Annotated in this window: 15 protein-coding genes and 2 pseudogenes; 9 read left to right on the forward strand and 8 right to left on the reverse strand. The window is 70.6% G+C overall.

Going from position 1 to position 18122, the window contains the following annotated elements:
* The first annotated feature begins 182 nt into the window (after nt 1-182).
* The 8 genes from ACX28W_RS35820 to ACX28W_RS35855 all read left to right on the forward strand — a co-directional run bounded on the left by ACX28W_RS35820 (nt 183) and on the right by ACX28W_RS35855 (nt 7962).
* Nucleotides 183-488, forward strand: coding sequence for an antibiotic biosynthesis monooxygenase family protein (locus ACX28W_RS35820; protein WP_459004175.1), 306 nt, complete (start codon nt 183-185; stop codon nt 486-488).
* Between the two features lie 50 nt (nt 489-538).
* Entirely contained in the window at nt 539-1663 is a 1125-nt protein-coding gene (locus ACX28W_RS35825) for an FAD-dependent monooxygenase (protein ID WP_459004176.1), read from the forward strand.
* Nucleotides 1660-2673 (forward strand): amidohydrolase family protein, encoded by a 1014-nt coding sequence (locus tag ACX28W_RS35830; RefSeq protein ID WP_459004177.1) that lies wholly within the window; start codon nt 1660-1662, stop codon nt 2671-2673. The genes ACX28W_RS35825 and ACX28W_RS35830 overlap by 4 nt, the downstream gene beginning before the upstream one ends.
* Nucleotides 2670-3638 (forward strand): cyclase family protein, encoded by a 969-nt coding sequence (locus ACX28W_RS35835; RefSeq protein ID WP_459004192.1) that lies wholly within the window; start codon nt 2670-2672, stop codon nt 3636-3638. The genes ACX28W_RS35830 and ACX28W_RS35835 overlap by 4 nt, the downstream gene beginning before the upstream one ends.
* Nucleotides 3639-3649: 11 nt before the next feature.
* Entirely contained in the window at nt 3650-5020 is a 1371-nt protein-coding gene (locus ACX28W_RS35840; protein ID WP_459004178.1) for an FAD-binding oxidoreductase, read from the forward strand.
* A gap of 3 nt (nt 5021-5023) precedes the next feature.
* Nucleotides 5024-5980 (forward strand): fumarylacetoacetate hydrolase family protein, encoded by a 957-nt coding sequence (locus tag ACX28W_RS35845; RefSeq protein ID WP_459004179.1) that lies wholly within the window; start codon nt 5024-5026, stop codon nt 5978-5980.
* A 191-nt stretch (nt 5981-6171) separates the two neighbouring features.
* Nucleotides 6172-7155, forward strand: a complete 984-nt coding sequence (locus ACX28W_RS35850; protein WP_459004180.1) for a LysR family transcriptional regulator — start codon at nt 6172-6174, stop codon at nt 7153-7155.
* 36 nt (nt 7156-7191) lie between these two features.
* The gene (locus ACX28W_RS35855; RefSeq protein ID WP_459004181.1) at nt 7192-7962 is read left to right on the forward strand and encodes an SDR family oxidoreductase; all 771 of its coding nucleotides are present in this window, start codon (nt 7192-7194) and stop codon (nt 7960-7962) included.
* 15 nt (nt 7963-7977) lie between these two features.
* Here ACX28W_RS35855 and ACX28W_RS35860 read toward each other — a convergent pair whose 3' ends face one another.
* The 8 genes and pseudogenes from ACX28W_RS35860 to ACX28W_RS35895 form a co-directional block, all read right to left on the reverse strand.
* Nucleotides 7978-10782: a SpoIIE family protein phosphatase gene (locus ACX28W_RS35860; protein ID WP_459004182.1), complete on the reverse strand. Its 2805-nt coding sequence runs from the start codon at nt 10780-10782 to the stop codon at nt 7978-7980.
* Between the two features lie 138 nt (nt 10783-10920).
* The gene (locus tag ACX28W_RS35865) at nt 10921-11298 is read right to left on the reverse strand and encodes a YciI family protein (RefSeq protein WP_459004183.1); all 378 of its coding nucleotides are present in this window, start codon (nt 11296-11298) and stop codon (nt 10921-10923) included.
* 83 nt (nt 11299-11381) lie between these two features.
* On the reverse strand, nt 11382-12926 hold the full coding sequence (locus ACX28W_RS35870) for an MFS transporter (RefSeq protein WP_459004184.1): 1545 nt from the start codon (nt 12924-12926) through the stop codon (nt 11382-11384).
* An 11-nt stretch (nt 12927-12937) separates the two neighbouring features.
* The gene (locus ACX28W_RS35875; RefSeq protein ID WP_459004185.1) at nt 12938-13351 is read right to left on the reverse strand and encodes a VOC family protein; all 414 of its coding nucleotides are present in this window, start codon (nt 13349-13351) and stop codon (nt 12938-12940) included.
* A gap of 6 nt (nt 13352-13357) precedes the next feature.
* Nucleotides 13358-14128 carry an SDR family NAD(P)-dependent oxidoreductase gene (locus ACX28W_RS35880; RefSeq protein WP_362078104.1) on the reverse strand — a complete coding sequence of 257 codons (771 nt, stop codon included), beginning with the start codon at nt 14126-14128 and terminating at the stop codon, nt 13358-13360.
* 127 nt (nt 14129-14255) lie between these two features.
* Nucleotides 14256-14561, reverse strand: a pseudogene (locus tag ACX28W_RS35885) (cytochrome P450); the annotation flags it as partial.
* A gap of 293 nt (nt 14562-14854) precedes the next feature.
* Complete coding sequence (gene katG, locus ACX28W_RS35890; protein ID WP_459004186.1) at nt 14855-17068, reverse strand: catalase/peroxidase HPI; 2214 nt, start codon at nt 17066-17068, stop codon at nt 14855-14857.
* 82 nt (nt 17069-17150) lie between these two features.
* Nucleotides 17151-17219: pseudogene (locus tag ACX28W_RS35895) on the reverse strand (transcriptional repressor); the annotation flags it as partial.
* Between the two features lie 189 nt (nt 17220-17408).
* Between ACX28W_RS35895 and ACX28W_RS35900 the strand changes: the two are divergent.
* Nucleotides 17409-17819 (forward strand): Fur family transcriptional regulator, encoded by a 411-nt coding sequence (locus ACX28W_RS35900; RefSeq protein ID WP_362078097.1) that lies wholly within the window; start codon nt 17409-17411, stop codon nt 17817-17819.
* Nucleotides 17820-18122 lie beyond the last annotated feature (303 nt).

The raw sequence follows: 18122 nt of genomic DNA on the forward strand, positions 1-18122 counted from the left end.
GCCCCGGGGCGCGGCGGAAATGGCCATCCGCGATGCCTGCCATCACAGGGCCGGAAGCCCGGTGATCAGCGGCCCATCGTCGTACGGGATGGATGACGTGCCCGTTGCCGATGCCTCGATCCGTTGACCCTGCATCCACCGCCCGAGCAGGCTCGGAGCATCCACCACGCCGAGGAGCAGATGTGATCGTCGAGCATGCCGAGCTGACCGTCGAGACCGGTCGTGAGGGCGACTTCGAAGCCGCCTTCGAGAAGGCGCGCGAGGTGCTCGCCGAGGCCGACGGCTTCCGCTGGACCGAACTGCTGCGCTGCGAGGAACGGCCGGGAACGTTTCTGCTGCTGGTCGGCTGGGAGTCGGTCGAGGCCCACACGGTGGGGTTCCGCGAGTCGGAGCGCTTCCAGCGCTGGCGGGCCCTGGTCGGCCCGTTCTTCGCGCGGCCGCCGGCGGTCGAGCACTACCACGAACTCGGCGACCGCTTCCCCGGCTGACCGCACCACTCTTCTTTCTTCGTACGCTTCTACGTTCGCAAGGATCGCCCATGCCCGTACAAAAGGTGCTCGTCGTCGGTGGCGGCATCACCGGAAGCGTGCTGTCCCTCGCGCTCGCCCAGCGGGGCGCCGAGGTCGAGCTCGCCGAGATATCACCCCAGTGGTTCGGTGTGGGCCACGGCATCACCATCCAGGGCAACGCCCTGAAGGCGCTGCGCTCCGTGGGCGTGCTGGACCGGGTGCTCGCCCGGGCCGTCCCCTTCGACCTGATGCGGCTGCGCCGGGCCGACGGAGAGCTGATCGCCGAGCTGCCCACGCCGCACACCGGCGGCGCCGACCTGCCGTCGACGGCGGGCGCACTGCGCGCGGACCTCCAGGACGCGCTGTGCGACGCGGTGTACGCGCACGGAGTCCGCGTCCGTCTCGGACTGAGCGTCGAGAAGCTCGACGAGTCCTGCGACCACGTGGACGTCACGTTCACCGACGGTTCCACGGGGCGCTACGACCTGGTCGTGGGCGCGGACGGCATCCATTCCAAGGTGCGCTCGATGATCGGCATCAGCACGGTGCCCCGCCCGGTCGGTATGTCGATCTTCCGGGTGGTCGCGCCGCGCCCCGCCGAGATGGACTGCGCCGAGGTGTACTACGGCGGCCCCCGCTACAAGGCCGGGTACAGCCCTATCTCGCCCGATCAGTGCTACGCGTACCTCCTCGACGAGAACCTGGACGCCTCCCTGATCGGCCCGCGCGTTCCGCTGTCACTGCTGCGCGAGCGCGGCGCCGGATACGGCGGCACCTGGGGCGGGATCCTCGCCTCGTTGCCCGACGACACCGTGGTCGACTACCGGTGGATCGAGGCGATCCTGGTCGACGAGCCCTGGCACCGCGGTCGTACGGTGATCATCGGTGACGCGGCGCACGCCTGCCCCCCGCTGATCGCGCAGGGCGCGGCGATGTGCGCGGAGGACGCGGTGGTGCTCGCCGAGCTGGTCACCGGCGCGGAGCCGCTCGACCGGGCGCTCGACACGTTCATGGCGCGCCGGCTGCCCCGGGTGCGGATCGTGCTGGAGAACTCGCTGCGCCTCGCCGAGTGGGAGATCCACCCGGGAGCGCCCGGCGCCGACCCCGGCCGGATCATGTCGGAGACGCTCGACTACCTGACGGCGGCAGCGTGAACACGCCTGTCGTCGACTTCCACGGTCACCTCGCCGTCCCCGCCGCCGACGCCCTGTGCGCCCGGGCGCCCGGTCTCGCCGCCGAACTGGCCGCCGAACAGCGGGCCCACTCCCCCGTGTCACTGGCGGTCAACCGCGCCCAGTTGCTGAGACTGGCGCCCAAGTTGACGGAGGTCACGGCCCGGCTCGCGGACCTCGACGCGATGGGCGTCGACATCCAGGTGGTCGGCCCGATGCCGATGCACCACTACTGGGCCGACGCGGACCTCGCCGTACGCCTGGCCCGCACCGTCAACGAGGCCGTGGCCGCGCACTGCGCCATGGCGCCCGAGCGACTGTACGGACTGGGTACGGTTCCGCTCCAGCATCCCGACCTGGCGGTCGCGCTGCTGGACAGGGCGGTCACCGAGTACGGCCTGTACGGTGTCAGTGTGTCCACCACCGTGGACGGCCGGGAGTTGGCCGACCCCGCGCACGAGCCGGTGTGGCAGAAGGCCGAGGAGCTGGGCGCGGTCGTTTTCGTGCACCCGTGGGGCTGTTCCCTCGGGGAGCGGCTGGCCACCCACTATCTCGGCAACACGGTCGGCCAGCCCGTCGAGACGACGGTCGCGCTCTCGCATCTCGTCTTCACCGGCGTCCTGGACCGCTTCCCGCGCCTCAAGCTGGTCGCCGCGCACGGGGGCGGCTATCTGCCGACGTACATCGGCCGCTCCGACCACGCCTGGCGCACGCGCGAGGACGCGCGCGGCTGCGCCGAGCCGCCGAGCGCGTATCTGCGCCGGATGTGGTTCGACGCGCTCGTCTACACTCCGCGCGCCCTGCGCCATCTGGTCGAGGAGGTCGGCGCGGACCGGGTCGTCCTCGGCACCGACTTCCCCTTCGACATGGGCGTCGCCGATCCGGTGGCCCGCCTGGACGCCGCCGGGCTCACCCCGGCCGGCCGTGCCGCCGTCGCCGGGGGCAACGCCCTCGACCTGCTGCTGAAAGGACGCCTCCGATGCCCCCGATGAATCTCGGCCCCATCGAGGAAGAGCTCGCCAAGGCCCGTTCCGCCTACCGCAACTGGGGCCGCTGGGGCGAGGACGACGTGCTGGGCACGCTCAACCACATCGACGACGCCATCCGGGCGCACGCGGTGGGCCTCGTCCGCCGTGGCCGGTCCTTCTCCCTGGCCCAGGAGTTCAACGAGAACGGCCCGCAGCGCGGCTTCCGCGGCCGGATCAACCCCGTCCACTACATGAAGGACACCGGCTCGGACGCGGCCGCCGGGACGCAGGGTTTCCCGCACGGCTTCGGCGGCGCCGACGACCATGTCGTGATGCCGCTCCAGGCCTCCACGCAATGGGACGGCCTCGGCCACATCTACGACAACAAGCAGGCGTGGAACGGCCGTCCGTGCACCATCGTCAACGGCGACGGCGACTCGGTCACCGGTATCGAGCACATGAAGGACGCGTTCACCGGACGCGGTGTCCTGCTCGACGTGGGCCGGGCGGTCGGCGACGAACACGGCGAACTCCCGGACGGATTCCCGATCCTGGAGGAACACCTGCGCGCCACGATCGACGCGCAGGGCGCCACCTCGTCCGTACGGCGCGGCGACCTGGTGCTCGTCCGTACCGGACAGCTCGGCCGGGTGCGCCGGCTCGGCGCGTGGGGCGGTTACGCCGCCGGGGACGCGCCCGGGCTGTCCTTCACCACGCTCGGCTGGCTGCACCGGACGGAGATCGCCGCCATCGCCTCCGATACCTGGGGACTTGAGGTACGCCCGTACGAGTTCGCCGAGCCCGCCATGTCCCCGTTGCACCAGATCGCGATCCCCAACATGGGTCTTCCGCTGGGTGAGATGTGGGACCTGGAGGAGCTGGCAGAGGACTGCGCGGCGGACGGCGTCCACGAGTTCCTGCTGGTCGCGGCGCCCTTGCCGGTGACCGGCGCGGTGGGCGCCCCCGTCAACCCGATCGCGATCAAGTGAGTGAGCAGCGCATGCACGACAACCGGTTCTCCGGCACCCTCCACCTCCCCGGCGACGACGACTTCGAGGAGGCCTGCTTCGGGCGGGTCTTCAACGCCCGCCGTCCCTCGGACCGTTCACCCGTGGCGGTCCTGAAGGCGGTCTGTGAGCAGGACGTCGTCGAAGGGGTGCGGCTCGCGATCGAGCGCGGCTGGCAGGTCGCCGTGCGCTCCGGAGGGCACAGCTGGGCCGCCTGGTCGGTGCGCAACGAGGCGCTGCTGATCGACCTCGGGGGGTTCCACGAGCTGTCGTACGACGAGACGACCGGGATCGTGACGGCCACCACCAGTGTGCGGGGCGGCGACGAACTCAACCCGTATCTGGGCAAGTTCGGGCGGTTCTTCAACGGCGGGCACTGCCCCTCCGTGGGCATCGGCGGTTTCCTGCTCCAGGGCGGGCAGGGCTGGAACGCGCGCGGCTGGGGCTGGGCGGCCGAGAACATCGTCGCGATCGATGTCGTCACCGCCGAGGGCGAGCTGGTGCGCGCCGACGAGACGCACCACCGCGACCTGTTCTGGGCGGCACGGGGCGCCGGTCCGGGCTTCTTCGGGGTCGTCACCCGTTTCCACCTGCGCACCCGCCCGCTGCCGAAGCATCTGGCGCACACCGTGCACGCGTATCCGCTCGACCTCTTCGACGAGGTCATGACCTGGCTGCACGGCATGCACCACACGGTCTGCGACCTGGTGGAGATCGTCGCCCTGACACAGACCCCACCCGACCTCGACGGACCGGTGCTGCTGGTCACGGGCGTGTCGATGACCGACACGCCCGAGCAGGCCGCCGCGGCGCTGGCTCCGCTGCACGCCAACCCGTACGCGGACCGGGCGCTGTTCCGGGTGGAGGCGCAGCCGACGACACTGGCCGAGCAGATCCAGGGCCAGCGGGTCGCCAACCCCGAAGGCCACCGCTACCTGGTCGACAACGCCTGGCTGACCGGGCCCGCCCACGAGGTCGTCCCCGCGATCCGCAAGGCATTCACCGAACAGCCCACCCGGCAGACCTTCACGATCTGGTTCTCGATGGCGCCGCTGCGCGAACTCCCCGACATGGCCTTCTCGTTGCAGTCCGAGATCTACTGCGCGACGTATGTCATCCACGACGAGCCCGAGCGGGACGCCGAGCTGCGCGGCTGGCTCGACGAGGCGATGGCGGCGATGGAGCCGGTCACCGCGGGCCAGTACCTCGGGGACTCCGACTTCACGGTGCGACAGCTGAAGTTCATGGGCGACGCGCAGTGGAAGCGGCTCCAGGGGATTCGTGCCATGCGTGACCCCAAGGGCCTGTTCGCGGGCCATCTGAGCGCCGGCACCGTCACCAACACCAACCACTGGGAGCAGTGAGGCATGCGGTTCACGACATACGCGTACGAGGGCGTGGAGCGCGCCGGCGTCGTCCGGGACGGAATCATCCATCCGCTGCGGCCGGGCACCACCGTCCTCTCCCTCATCGAGCAGCAGTCACTGCACGACGCCGGCGCCGAAGCGCTCACCGCCGACAGCGACTTGACGGTTGATCAGGTGCGGCTGCTGCCCCCGCTGAAGCCCCCGTCAATCCGGGACTTCGTCGGCTTCGAGGCACACATCGAGGGCGTCGCCAAGTCCCTGGACGGTCTGGAGCAGGTGCCCGAGGAGTGGTACCGGGCGCCGAACTTCTACTTCACCAATCCGCACGCGGCGTACGGCGCGCACGACGACGTGCCCATTCCGGCGGGCTGCTCGGTCCTCGACTTCGAGCTGGAGGTGGGCGCGGTCATCGGCCGTTCGGGCCGGGACCTCACACCCGAGCAGGCCCGTGAGCACATCGTCGGCTACCTCGTCTTCAACGACTGGTCCGCACGTGATCTGCAGAAACCGGAGAAGAACCTCGGCCTCGGCTTCGCCAAGGGCAAGGACTTCGCCAACACCCTCGGCCCCTACCTGGTCACCGCGGACGAGGTGGCGGACCGGCGCGATCCGGACGGCTTCCTCGACCTGGAGATGACCGTCACCCTCAACGGCGAGCTGATCGGACGCGACACCCTCGCCAACGTCTCCTGGACCTTCGAGGAGATGACCGCGTACGCCGCCCGCGACGCCTGGGTGCGCCCCGGCGACATCCTCGGCTCGGGCACCTGCGGCTGGGGCGCGCTCGCCGAGTTCTGGGGCCGCGTCGGCGCACGCACGCCCCCGCCGCTCAAGCCCGGCGACGAGGTGACACTCACCGTGGAGCGCCTCGGCAGCCTCACCAACCGCGTCGTGCCCGGGCGCACCGACGTCTACCTGCCCCGTGCCCGCAAACGGGGGCGGACACCGCGCCCGTAGCACGTCCGGCTGTGCGGGGCCCGTGCGGGAGCTGTGGCCGCGCGGGCCCTTCGGCATGCCTATATTCGCTGGTCCGATGGCTGCCATCGGTTCTTCCTGAGAGTTTCCTTACGGGGCTTCCTCGACGGAGAACACGTCGTTACGCTCCCGTTTCACCGATGCTTCAACGACGTGGCCGGAAGGGGACACCCATGGGTCTCGGAGCGATCGATCTCAATCTTCTGGTGGCGCTGGAAGCACTTCTGGAGGAGAAGAACGTCACGCACGCCGGTGTCCGGCTCTCCACCAGCCAGTCCGCGATGAGCGGCTCACTGGCCCGGCTGCGGCGGCACTTCAACGACGAGCTGCTGGTGCGGGTGGGCCGCGAGTACGAGCTCACCCCGCTCGCGGAACGGCTGCTGCCGGTCGTTCAGGCCTCGCTGTACAAGGCCGAGGAGGCGATGTCGCTGACGCGGAGCTTCGACCCGCGGCGCAGCCGGCAACGCTTCTCCGTCGTGATGTCGGACTACGTGATGACCGTCTTCGTGGAGCCGCTGCTGCGGATCATCGCGCGCGAGGCGCCCGGCGTCCGCATCGACTTCCATCCGCTCGTGCACGGGCAGCCCGAGAGCGAGACACATCTGCGCTGCCACGACCTGATGGTGGTGCCGCTCGGCTACCGGCTGCCCGGGATCAGCGAGGCCGTGATGCACGACCGGTTCGTGTGCATCGCCGACCCCGACAATCCGCGTCTGGTCGACGGCCGGCTCACGCTGCGCGACCTGGCCGAACTCCCGCACGCCGCCTCGGCCTTCGGCAAGAGCCTCACACCGGCCGACCGCCAGCTGGAAACCCTCGGCATCGCGCCGAAGGTACAGGTCAGCGCGCCCGGCTTCAGTGTGCTGCCGTTCCTGGTGGGCGGCACCGACCTGGTGGCGCTGGTGCCGGAGCGGCTCGCCCGGCGGTACGAGGGCTTCGCCCGCTGTGTGACCGTGCCGGCGCCGTTCCCCGACGTACCCCTGGTGGAGGCCATGTACTGGCACCACAACCGGCACGCCGACCCGGCGCACCGATGGCTGCGCGAGACCGTGCGGAAGGTGGGCGCGTCGCTGGACGAACCCGCGCCCCTGGAGATCACCGGCGTGGATGCCACCCATGAGGAACGCGCGTTTCCGGAGCTGGCCCCGGCTTCCTAGCGTGGGGAGCGAACCCACGCCCCCATGGAGGAAGCCGTGAGCCGCACCCGCCTGACCGGTCGCACCGTCGTCATCACCGGAGCCGCGCAGGGCCAGGGGGCCGCCGAGGCGGCGGCCGCGGCCCGCGAGGGCGCCGCCGTCGTCGCGACGGACGTCCTCGACGAGCCGGGCGAGAAGCTGGCCGCGTCCCTGCGCGCCAACGGCCTGGACGTGCGCTTCCAGCACCTGGACGTGTCGTCCCCGGAGGGCTGGGCGAAGCTGGCGTCGTCGCTCTCCGAAGTGCACGGGCTCGTGAACAACGCCGGAATCCCCGTGCGCGCCCGCCTCGGCTCGGTCGAACTCTCCGACTGGAACCGGGCGTTCGCCGTGAACACCACCGGCCCGATGCTGGGTATCCAGGCCCTCTCCCCGCTCATGTCCTCCGGGGCCTCGATCGTGAACGTCGGCTCGGTCGCCGGCCTCACCGCCCACCACGCCGTCGCCTACACGGCGAGCAAGTGGGCGTTGCGGGGCCTGTCGAAGGTGGCCTCCCTGGAGCTGGCGCCCCGAGGCATCCGTACGAACGTCATCCACCCCGGCTACATCGAGACCCCCCTGATGGCCACCGCCGCCCCGGTGTTCGTCGAGGCACATCTGGCGATGACCCCGCAGGGCCGCGCGGGCACGGTCGACGAGGTGGCGCCGCTGGTCGTCTACCTCCTCTCCGACGAGGCGTCGTACGTCAACGGCGCGGAGATCACGGTCGACGGCGGTTACGCGGCGCACGGCGGGGTGAAGGCGATCACGAACGCGCTCGACGCGCCGTGACGACCCGCGCGGCGGTCACGGGAGTGGCTGCTCGGTCCAGATGATCTTGCCGTCGGGTGTGTAGCGGGTCCCCCAGCGCTCGGTGAGCTGGGCGACGAGGAAGAGGCCGCGGCCGCCCTCGTCCTCGCTCCTGGCGCGGCGCAGCCGGGGCGAGGTGCTGCTGCCGTCGGACACCTCGCAGATCAGCGCACGGTCGCGGAGCAGCCGCAGCTGGAGCGGGCCGGTCGCGTGCCGGATGGCGTTGGTGACCAGCTCGCTGGCGATCAGCTCGGTGGTGAAGGCGAGTTCGTCCAGGCCCCAGGCGGCCAGCTGACCGATGACCGCCGCTCGGGACCGGGAGACGACCGCCGGGTCACTGGGCAGGTCCCACTGCGCGACCCGTTCGGGTCCCAGCGTGTGCGTACGGGCCACGAGCAGGGCCACGTCGTCGCTCGGCCGGGTCGGCAGCAGTGCGTCGAGAACCGCCTCGCAGGTGTCCTCCGGTTCCCGGTCGGCGCAGGCCAGGACGGTGCGGAGCTTGTCCAGGCCGGAGTCGATGTCCCGGTGCCGGTCCTCGATCAGTCCGTCGGTGTAGAGGACCAGTTGGCTGCCCTCGGCCAGCTCCAGTTCGACGGTCTCGAAGGGCATCCCACCGAGGCCGAGCGGCGGCCCCGAGGGCAGATCGACGAAGTCCACCGTTCCGTCGGGTGCGACGACCGCGGGCAGGGGGTGCCCGGCCCGGGTGAGGGTGCAGTGTCGGGACACCGGGTCGTAGACGGCGTACAGGCAGGTGGCTCCGACGATTCCGGAGTCCGTCTGGGTGTTCTCCACCGCCCAGCCCTCGCCTCGGTCGAGCCGTCCGACCAGGTCGTCGAGGTGGGTCAGGAGGTCTTCGGGCGGCAGGTCCAGGGAGCAGAAGTTGTGCACGGCGGTGCGCAGTCGGCCCATGGTGGCGGCGGCGTGCAGACCGTGGCCCACCACGTCGCCGACGACCAGCGCCACCCGGGCGCCGGACAGCGGGATGACGTCGAACCAGTCGCCGCCCACGCCGGCCTGCGCGGGCAGATAGCGGTAGGCCACCTCGACGGCGTTCTGCTCGGACCGGCCCCGCGGCAGCAGGCTGCGCTGCAGGGCGAGGGCGGTGTCGTGCTCACGCGTGTAGCGCCGGGCGTTGTCGACGCAGATCGCCGCGCGCCCGGCCAGCTCCTGGGCCAGCGACAGGTCGTCGTCCTCGAAGGGGGCGGGCTTGCGGGAGCGGTAGAAGCTCACCACGCCGAGGGTCGTGCCTCGGGCCCGCAGGGGCACCGTGATCAGGGAATGGATACCGGCGGCGAGCACCCGTTCGAGCCGTGCCGGTTCCTGAGCGAGCCAGCCGCCGGCCTCGATCAGCACGGGTTCGAGCACGGACCGCGTGCTCTCCAGGCTGCGGGCCTGCGGCGTGGACGGCACGTACTGGACCAGATCGCCGACGCCGTACAGGTAGGAGCCCTCATGAACGGTGCCCAGCGCGACCCTGCGCAGCGGGGAGCCCGCGCCGAGCGGGCCCGGCTCGTCGCCGTGCAGCACCGGATCGGGCAGGTCGACGGCGGTGAAGTCGGCGAACCGGGGGACGCTCACCTCCGCCAGTTCCTCGGCGGTGCGGGTGACGTCCAGGGTGGTGCCGATCCGGACGCCGGCGTCGTGCAGCAGCTCCAGGCGCCTGCGGGCCAGCACGGCCAGTCGGCCGACACCGGGCTCGCCCACGAGCAGCAGCCAGTCGCGGGCGCCGGCCTCGCCGTCGCCCCCGTCGGTTCCGGCCGGCGCCGCCGGCTGCGGCCCGGTCGCGGTGGACGGTGGTACCGGCCTGGGCGGCATGGTCACGGCCGGTACGGCGACCGGCGCCGCTGCCACGGCCGGTACGACATGGTGCAGCCGGGGGCCGCCGAAGACACGGGCCTCGATGGCCACGCCGGTCTCGCCCGCCGCGCCGATGACCGGGCGACTCAACAGGGTGGCGATCCGACCGCCGGAAAGGAGAACTTCGTCGAACGTACGCCGCGGCGAGGCGAGAAGCTCCTCGGCCTTCTCCCGCAGCACGGCCAGGTCGATCCGGCCCAGGTCGCCGCCACTGTGGGCGTTCCCGCGGCCCGGCGCCGCGGACTCGGGCTGCCACGGCCATCCGCCCGTGTCGCGGTCGGCCCGCCGGTACGCGGCGAGCAGGGCCCGTTCCCGTTCCGTGGACTGCTCCAGCAACCGCGCCTCCACGGCATGGGCGGCCTCGCGGACCAACCGCAGCATCGCGGGGTCGCCGTCGTCGCGCAGGCAGGTCAGGTCGAGGACGGCTTCGATCCGGCCGCTGAGGGGGTGGCGGACGGGTGCACCGGCACAGGCGAACGGCTGCATGCAGTCGGCGAAGTGCTCACGGCCGACGATGTAGATCGGCCTGCGCTCGGCCAGGGCGGTACCGACGCCATTGGTGCCGGCGACGGGTTCGGAGGCGTCGAATCCGGGGGCGAACCGCACCTCGTCGAGGCGCTCGCGCAGCTGCCGGTCGCCGCCGAGCCGCCGGACCATGCGGCCCTGGGCGTCGCAGAGCGCGATCGTCATACCCACGTCGGCGAGTGAGGCGGTCAGGTCCTTCAGCACCGGGTCGGCCGCGAGCAGGAATTGGTCGTCCAGTGCCAGGTCCGGCGCATGCGGGATCAGCAGCCGGTGCGGCTCCAGCCCGGCGTACCGGCATCGCTTCCAGGAGTCGAGCACCGAGTCCCGGACATCGGCGTCGACCAGCGCACCGGAGAGGAAGCGCTCATGTGCATCGACGAGCCCGCCGATGTCGTCCCAGGCGACGGACAACGGGATCACTTCCCTCACCCGGAGACCGGCCCGGTCGCGCGCCGCCGGTCGGCTCGCCGACCGGCGGAGTCCTCCAGACGACTTCACCCTAGACCTTCCGTGACACACGTCACAACATCGGGCCCTCCGGGGCCAGGCGGCCGTCCGTCAGCCAGGCGAAGGCCCCCGGGCCAGATGTCCGGGGCGCCGGGCCGTTCGCGGGACGAACAGCCCGGCGCCCGGCGCGTAGCAGGCGAGCGCCCGCTCGACGTCCTGCTCCCGGGCCGCCTCGATCGCCTCCTCCAGGCTGTCGCACTCCAGGATGTCGAGGCCGGCGACGTACTCCTTCGTCTCCGCGAACGACCCGTCGGTCCGCAGCACCTCGCCGCTGCGCACCCGCACGGTGACAGCCTCGGCGGGGCGGTCGAGGCGGTGGCCGTGCAGACGGGTGCCCCGGTCTCCGAATACCTCGGCCCAGGGTTCGACGGGGGCCATGCCGGAGGCATCAGCGGTGTCGTCGCGGCAGACGAGCAGCATGTACTTCATCGGGTCTCTCCCGCCGCGTACGACATCCGGTACGCGAAAAGGCCGGGGTTTTTGGCCCCGGCCTCTCCGTCGCGAGGTACGCGCTACGCGGTCGCGGTCTGCGCGGCCGCCTCGTCCGTCGCGCAGACCGCCGACCGGGCGGTGTTCTTCCGTACCAGCAGCAGGGTGACCACCGCGCCGAGCAGCGAGGCGCAGCCGCAGATCACCACACCCAGGGCCATGCCGTGGCCGAGGGCGGTCTGGGCCGCCGCCCTGGCGCTGTCGCTGCCCGCGTTCACGACGGCGAGGGGACCGGCCGCGGCCTCCATGCCCGCGTCCGCTCCGCTGAGCTTGCCCACCAGCGCCGAGGACGCGGCGCTCATCGCGATGGTGCTGATCACGGCCGGGCCGAGACCCTGGCCGAACTCACGGACCAGGCTGGTGGCGCCGCTGGCCATACCCGTCATGTGGATCGGTACGGCGTTCACGGCCGCCGAGGTCAGCGAGGACACGACGCAGATGAAGCCGATGCCGAGCAGCAGCACCGGGCCGATGAAGGCGGCGAGGGAGGTCGTGGTGATGGGGAGCGCGGCGATCCAGAACTGTCCCGCGGCCATCGGCAGCAGACCGCCCATCAGGAGCCAGCGGGCGTCGACGCGGGTGAGCATCTTGCTCAGCACCGGTGCCAGCAGCAGCGGGATCAGCTGCAGGATCACAAAGGGCATACTCGCCCGCAGCGCACTCAGGTGCATCACGGCACCGAGGCGGATCGAGACGCAGTACGCGGTGCCGATGAAGCCGAACATGCCGGCCAGGGCAACGACGGCCGCCGCCGCGAACGACGGGATCTTCAGCAGGTCCAGGTTGAACATGGGCGAGGCGGAGCGGGTCTCCGCGACGATGAATCCGACGAGGGCCACCGCCGCCAGGGCCAGCGAGCCCACGATCGCCGCGCTGCTCCAGCCGCGTTCGCCACCCTCGATGATGCCCCAGAGCAGCGCGGTGAGGCCGACAGCGATGGTGATCTGGCCGGGCCAGTCCAGGCTGCGGCCCTCGGGAGCCTTGGAGTCGGTGACCAGCTTCCAGGACGTGACCGCGACCACCAGACCGAGGACGACCGGCGGCACGAACGCCCAGCGGAAGTCGGCGACCGTGGCGAGCACTCCGGAGGACAGCGGCCCCACGGCGGAGGCGAGGGAGATGCTGAGCGCCCAGATGGAGACCGCCTTGGCGCGGTCCTTCCCGTCGGGTGTGGCGGCCGCGATGACCGCGAGGGAGCTGGGGAAGAGCGCGGCGGCACCGATGCCCGCGAGGGCCTGGCCGGTCCACAACATGGTGATGTTCTGCGAGGTGGCGTTGAGGAGTTCACCGAGCGCCAGGACCAGTCCGCCGAGCACCAGCAGGCGCTTGCGGCCGAACAGGTCTCCCACCACACCGAAATTCAGCTCGAGAATCGCGGTGGGCAGAATGAAGGCGGAGGTCACCCAGGCCACCTGGGAACCCGATGCCCCGAAAGCGGCCTGAATTTCGCCGTTGATGGGCGAGGGGACGGTAATGCACAACTGCGCCGCGGCCACGGCGAGACAGCAGGCTATGAGTGTTCCGAGGTCCAGTCTTTTCAAGGATTTCGTAGAGATCGAATCCGTCATCGTGCGTGCCCTCACTCTGCGTTTTTCTCTATGAGTTCGATGAGATTTCCCTCGGGGTCGGTGACCCAGGCCATATGAACGCCGGGCTCGGGGGACGGCCCCGGCTTCATGGCCTCGCCCGCTCCGTGGGCCACCAGGGCCGCGTAGACGGGGTCGAGTTCGGGGGTGGTGACCGCGAAGTGCCCGTATCCCTCGGTGAGGGCGGCGGTCAGCGGGTCCGGCGCCCGCGGCCCGGGCTCGGACCCGGCCCGGGCGAGGAGTTCGATCCGCCAGCCGTGCGGATGCTCCAGGACCACGGCGCTCAGCCCGGGCCCGTCGAGGGTGAACGCGAAGACCTCCGTCAGCCCGAAGGCGTCCTTGTACCAGGCGGTGAGCGCGGGCAGATCGCGTACGTTGACGCCCACGTGGTCGAGTCGTGTGTTCACCGGCGCTCAGCCGGCCATCGCGCTGTCGCCGCCGTCGACCATGAGGTTGGCGCCGTTGACGAACGCGGCCTCGTCGGAGCACAGGAAGACCGCGGCGCGCGCGATGTCCTCGGGCTCGCCCACCCGGCCCACCGGGATACGTGCCTCCAACTGCGCCTTCGGCCCGTCGGGATCGTCGAGGAAGGGTGCGGTCGCGGACGTACGGGTCATGCCGGGGGCGATGGTGTTGACGCGGATGCGGTGCGGGGCGCCGGCCGCGCACAGGTGCTTGCTCATCGCCAGCACCCCGCCCTTGGCGGCGCCGTGCGGCACCATCGGCATGAAGGGTGCGCCCCGGACGGCGGCCACCGAGGCGACGTTGAGGACGGCTCCGCCGCCGCGGGCGATCAGATGCGGCCAGGCCGCCTGCGTACAGAAGTACGGGATGTCGAGCTCGTTCTTGATGGTGAAGTACCAGTCCTCGGCCGGCATGGTCTCGAACGGCCCGTTCCGCAGGGCGGAGGCGTTGTTGTAGAGGATGTCGAGCCCACCGAACGCCGCGATCCCCGCGTCGATCCACTCCCGGGCGCCCGCCTCGGTGGACAGGTCCACCGGAGCCAGGGACCGCATGACGCCGCCGGCCTTCTCGACGAGTTCGACCGTTTCGGCGGCGGCTTCGGAATCAATGTCGCTGCCGAATACGGTGGCGCCCTCCGCCGCGAATATCTGTGCCGCGGCCCGCCCTATTCCAGCACCCGTGCCGCTGATGAAAGCGATTTTCCCGGCCAGTCGACCCATGATTTCCGTACCCCTTGTCCCGTGCCGCCGGTGTGCGGTGGTGGAAGCGTAGGTACGGCGTTAGGCGAGAACAAGAAAAGGGTCAGCTCAGGGCCATCGCGGTGTCGTATGGCTGGTATGCGCCAAGTCAGCCGCGGGCGGCCCCCGGCCGTACCGGAAGCGCCCGCACGCTGTTGCCCACGAAGCTGGAGTGACGGGAGAGTTTCGCCTCGGGCACGGCGAGGTCGAGGTCGGGGAAGCGGGTGAACAGCCGCTCCAGGGCGATGGTCGACTCCATGCGCGCCAGCGGGGCGCCGAGGCAGTAATGGGCGCCGTGCCCGAGCGAGAGGTGTCGGGCGGCGTCGGGCCTGCCGGGCCGGGTGACGTCGAAGCGGTCGGCGTCCGGCCCGTGCACGGCCGGGTCGCGCCCTGCCGCCGAGTAACCGGCGAGCAGTCGCGGAGACGGTCGCCCTGTTGGATCAGCTCGCGAAGCGCCTGTCCCCCGAGATCCTCGGGGCGCCTGGGCTAGCGCCTCAGCAGGTCCTGGCAAGCCTTGGTTCGGTCAGCGGTGGGCCTTGCGCTTCATCTCTTCGCCGGCCTTGTCGTAGGTGATCCACTCGCCGGTCTTCTTGCCGAGGTTGTCTGTCCCCTCGTCCAGCAGGTTGGCCATGGGCACAGCATAGAAACGAGAGGACGTCCAGGTCGGCCCATGTGGCCGACCTGGACGTCCTGATCAGACCGTCAAGATCAGACGAGGTCGAACCGGTCCAGGTTCATGACCTTGTCCCACGCCGCGACGAAGTCCTTCACGAACTTCTCCTTCGCGTCATCGCTCGCGTAGACCTCCGCGAGCGCACGCAGCTCGGAGTTCGAGCCGAAGACCAGGTCGGCACGGGTGCCGGTCCACTTGACCTCGCCCGAGGCGCCGCGGCCCTCGAAGGTGGTCTGGTCCTCGGAGGTCGACTTCCACGTCGTGCCCAGGTCGAGCAGGTTGACGAAGAAGTCGTTGGTCAGCGTGCCCGGGGTGTCGGTGAAGACGCCGTGCGACGAGCCGCCCTGGTTGGCGCCCAGGACACGCAGGCCGCCGACGAGGACGGTCAGCTCGGGGGCGCTCAGGGTGAGCAGGTTGGCGCGGTCGAGCAGCAGGTACTCGGCCGGCAGGCGGTTGCCCTTGCCCAGGTAGTTGCGGAAGCCGTCCGAGGTCGGCTCCAGCGCGGCGAAGGACTCCGCGTCGGTGTGCTCCTCGGTCGCGTCCACCCGGCCCGACGTGAAGGGGACCTCCACGTCGAAGCCGGCGTCCTTGGCGGCCTTCTCGACCGCGGCGGCACCGCCCAGGACGATCAGGTCGGCCAGGGAGACCTTCTTGGCACCGGAGTTGAACTCCGACCGGACGCCCTCCAGGACGCGCAGGACCTGGGCGAGCTCGTCGGGGTTGTTGACCTCCCAGCCGCGCTGCGGCTCCAGGCGGATGCGGGCACCGTTGGCACCGCCGCGCTTGTCGCTGCCGCGGAAGGTGGACGCCGAGGCCCACGCGGTGGAGACCAGCTGCGAGACCGTCAGGCCCGAGTCGAGCAGCTTGGCCTTCAGAGCCGCGACGTCGGCGGCGTCAATGGCCTCGCCCTCGGCGGCCGGCAGCGGGTCCTGCCACAGCAGGGTCTCCGCCGGGATCTCCGGGCCGAGGTACAGGGACTTCGGGCCCAGGTCACGGTGGGTCAGCTTGTACCAGGCGCGGGCGAAGGCGTCCGCGAACTCGGCCGGGTTCTCGTGGAAGCGGCGCGAGATCTCACCGTAGATCGGGTCGAAGCGCAGCGAGAGGTCGGTGGTGAGCATCGTGGGCAGACGCTTCTTCGACGGGTCGTGGGCGTCGGGGATGATCGCCTCGGCGTCCTTGGCGACCCACTGGTTGGCGCCGGCGGGGGACTGGGTCAGCTCCCACTCGTAGCCGAAGAGGATGTCGAAGAAGTCGTTGCTCCACTGGGTGGGCTTGGTGGTCCAGGTGACCTCGAGACCGGAGGTGATGGCGTCGCCGCCCTTGCCGGTGCCGTAGGTGGACTTCCAGCCCAGGCCCTGCTCCTCCATGGTGGCGGCCTCGGGGTCGTTGCCGACGCTCTCCGCCGGGCCGGCGCCGTGGGTCTTGCCGAAGGTGTGGCCACCGGCGATGAGGGCGACGGTCTCCTCGTCGTTCATCGCCATGCGGCGGAACGTCTCACGGATGTCGCGGGCCGCGGCCAGCGGGTCCGGGTTGCCGTTGGGGCCCTCGGGGTTGACGTAGATCAGGCCCATCTGGACGGCGCCGAGCGGGTTCTCCAGCTCGCGGTCGCCGGTGTAGCGCTGGTCGTCGAGCCAGGTGGTCTCGGGACCCCAGTAGACGTCCTCGTCGGCCTCCCAGACGTCGGCGCGTCCGCCGCCGAAGCCGAAGGTCTCGAAGCCCATCTGCTCCAGGGCGACATTGCCGGTGAGGATCATGAGGTCGGCCCAGGAGATGGACTGGCCGTACTTCTTCTTGACCGGCCACAGCAGACGGCGGGCCTTGTCGAGGTTGCCGTTGTCCGGCCAGCTGTTCAGCGGTGCGAAGCGCTGCTGCCCGCGGCCGCCACCGCCGCGGCCGTCGCTGATGCGGTAGGTGCCCGCGCTGTGCCAGGCCATACGGATCATCAGCGGGCCGTAGTTGCCGAAGTCGGCGGGCCACCAGTCCTGCGAGGTCGTCAGTACCTCGGCGATGTCCTGTTTGACGGCCGCGAGGTCAAGGTTCTTGAAGGCCTCGGCGTAGTCGAACTGCTCGCCGAGCGGGTTCGCCACGGCGGGGTCCTTGGCGAGGATCTTCAGGTTGAGCCGCTCGGGCCACCACTGGCGGTTTCCGCCGCCCTGAGTCGGGTGCGAGGCGCGCCCGTGCGCGACGGGGCAGCCACCCGCGCCCTCCGTTTTCGCGTCTGTGACGATTGCATCGGGGTTCTCAGACATGGCAATCCTTCTGGATTTGGTGGATCACGGTGCTCAGGCACTGCGTGCGGTGGGAGGGCCTCACACACGGCTTGAGGGGAGGGGAGGTATGGCCTACGCGATCGCGCACCCCGGAGACGATCGCCTCGACACCGAGGTGGTCACCTTCTCGGCGGTGGGTCCCGTCACGTCTCTGCCTCATGCCGTACTGGAGTCTTCCTGTCCCTTGGCTATCGCCGGAACTGATCCTACGATGGACAGAGTCCAAGTCAAGAAGCGCGCCATACCCACACTCAATCGGAACTCGGACATCCGCTGGTAAACTTCATGCACCCCGCCGAACCCGAATAGGTGAACCGATATGAGTGACCTGCTGGAGCGACTGCGAGGGCGTGGCTGGCGGATGACCTCCCAGCGGCGTGTCGTTGCGGAGGTCCTCGACGGCGACCACGTGCATCTCACGGCCGACGAGGTGCACGCCCGCGCGGCGCAGCGGCTGCCCGAGATCTCCCGGGCGACCGTCTACAACACCCTGGGCGAGCTGGTCTCCCTCGGTGAGGTCATAGAGGTCTCCACCGAAGGCCGCGCCAAGCGCTACGACCCCAACGCACACCACCCGCACCAGCACCTGGTGTGCTCCAGCTGCGGCACCATCCGCGACGTCCACCCGACCGGCAACCCGCTGGCCGACCTCCCGCCGGAGGAGCGGTTCGGCTTCACGGTGTCCGAGGTCGAGGTCACGTACCGCGGACTGTGCCGCTCCTGCGCCTAGGTCCTGTCGTCAAGTTCCCGTCGTCCGCCCGAAGGGCGGGCCTCGCGCCCGCCGCGGAGCGGCTGTTGTCTGCCGTAGGTGCGTGCTCTCGGCGTGCCGGGCACAGGTCCTCGTACTGGTTGTACGTGGGTCTGTGCCCGGTGCGGCGAGTGGGGGTCCCCCTGCTCGAAGAGCTTGGGGGAGCGTGCATGGCGTCGCGAGGCAGACGGGAATGTGACGACAGGTCCTAGGTGTATTGACCCGCAGGGTTGTTGACGCGGCTGATCGGGGGCTGGCCTTCGAGTGCGGTGTGGCAGCGATGGT

The sequence above is a fragment of the Streptomyces sp. SD15 genome (assembly GCF_054462255.1).

Bases quoted from the DNA above. Each gene is read 5' to 3' on its own strand.
- ACX28W_RS35900 (WP_362078097.1), top strand. From the start codon at position 17,409: ATGAGTGACCTGCTGGAGCGACTGCGAGGGCGTGGCTGGCGGATGACC.
- ACX28W_RS35865 (WP_459004183.1), bottom strand. From the start codon at position 11,298: ATGAAGTACATGCTGCTCGTCTGCCGCGACGACACCGCTGATGCCTCC.
- ACX28W_RS35825 (WP_459004176.1), top strand. From the start codon at position 539: ATGCCCGTACAAAAGGTGCTCGTCGTCGGTGGCGGCATCACCGGAAGC.
- ACX28W_RS35840 (WP_459004178.1), top strand. From the start codon at position 3,650: ATGCACGACAACCGGTTCTCCGGCACCCTCCACCTCCCCGGCGACGAC.
- ACX28W_RS35835 (WP_459004192.1), top strand. From the start codon at position 2,670: ATGAATCTCGGCCCCATCGAGGAAGAGCTCGCCAAGGCCCGTTCCGCC.
- ACX28W_RS35850 (WP_459004180.1), top strand. From the start codon at position 6,172: ATGGGTCTCGGAGCGATCGATCTCAATCTTCTGGTGGCGCTGGAAGCA.
- ACX28W_RS35845 (WP_459004179.1), top strand. From the start codon at position 5,024: ATGCGGTTCACGACATACGCGTACGAGGGCGTGGAGCGCGCCGGCGTC.
- katG (WP_459004186.1), bottom strand. From the start codon at position 17,068: ATGTCTGAGAACCCCGATGCAATCGTCACAGACGCGAAAACGGAGGGC.
- ACX28W_RS35870 (WP_459004184.1), bottom strand. From the start codon at position 12,926: ATGACGGATTCGATCTCTACGAAATCCTTGAAAAGACTGGACCTCGGA.
- ACX28W_RS35880 (WP_362078104.1), bottom strand. From the start codon at position 14,128: ATGGGTCGACTGGCCGGGAAAATCGCTTTCATCAGCGGCACGGGTGCT.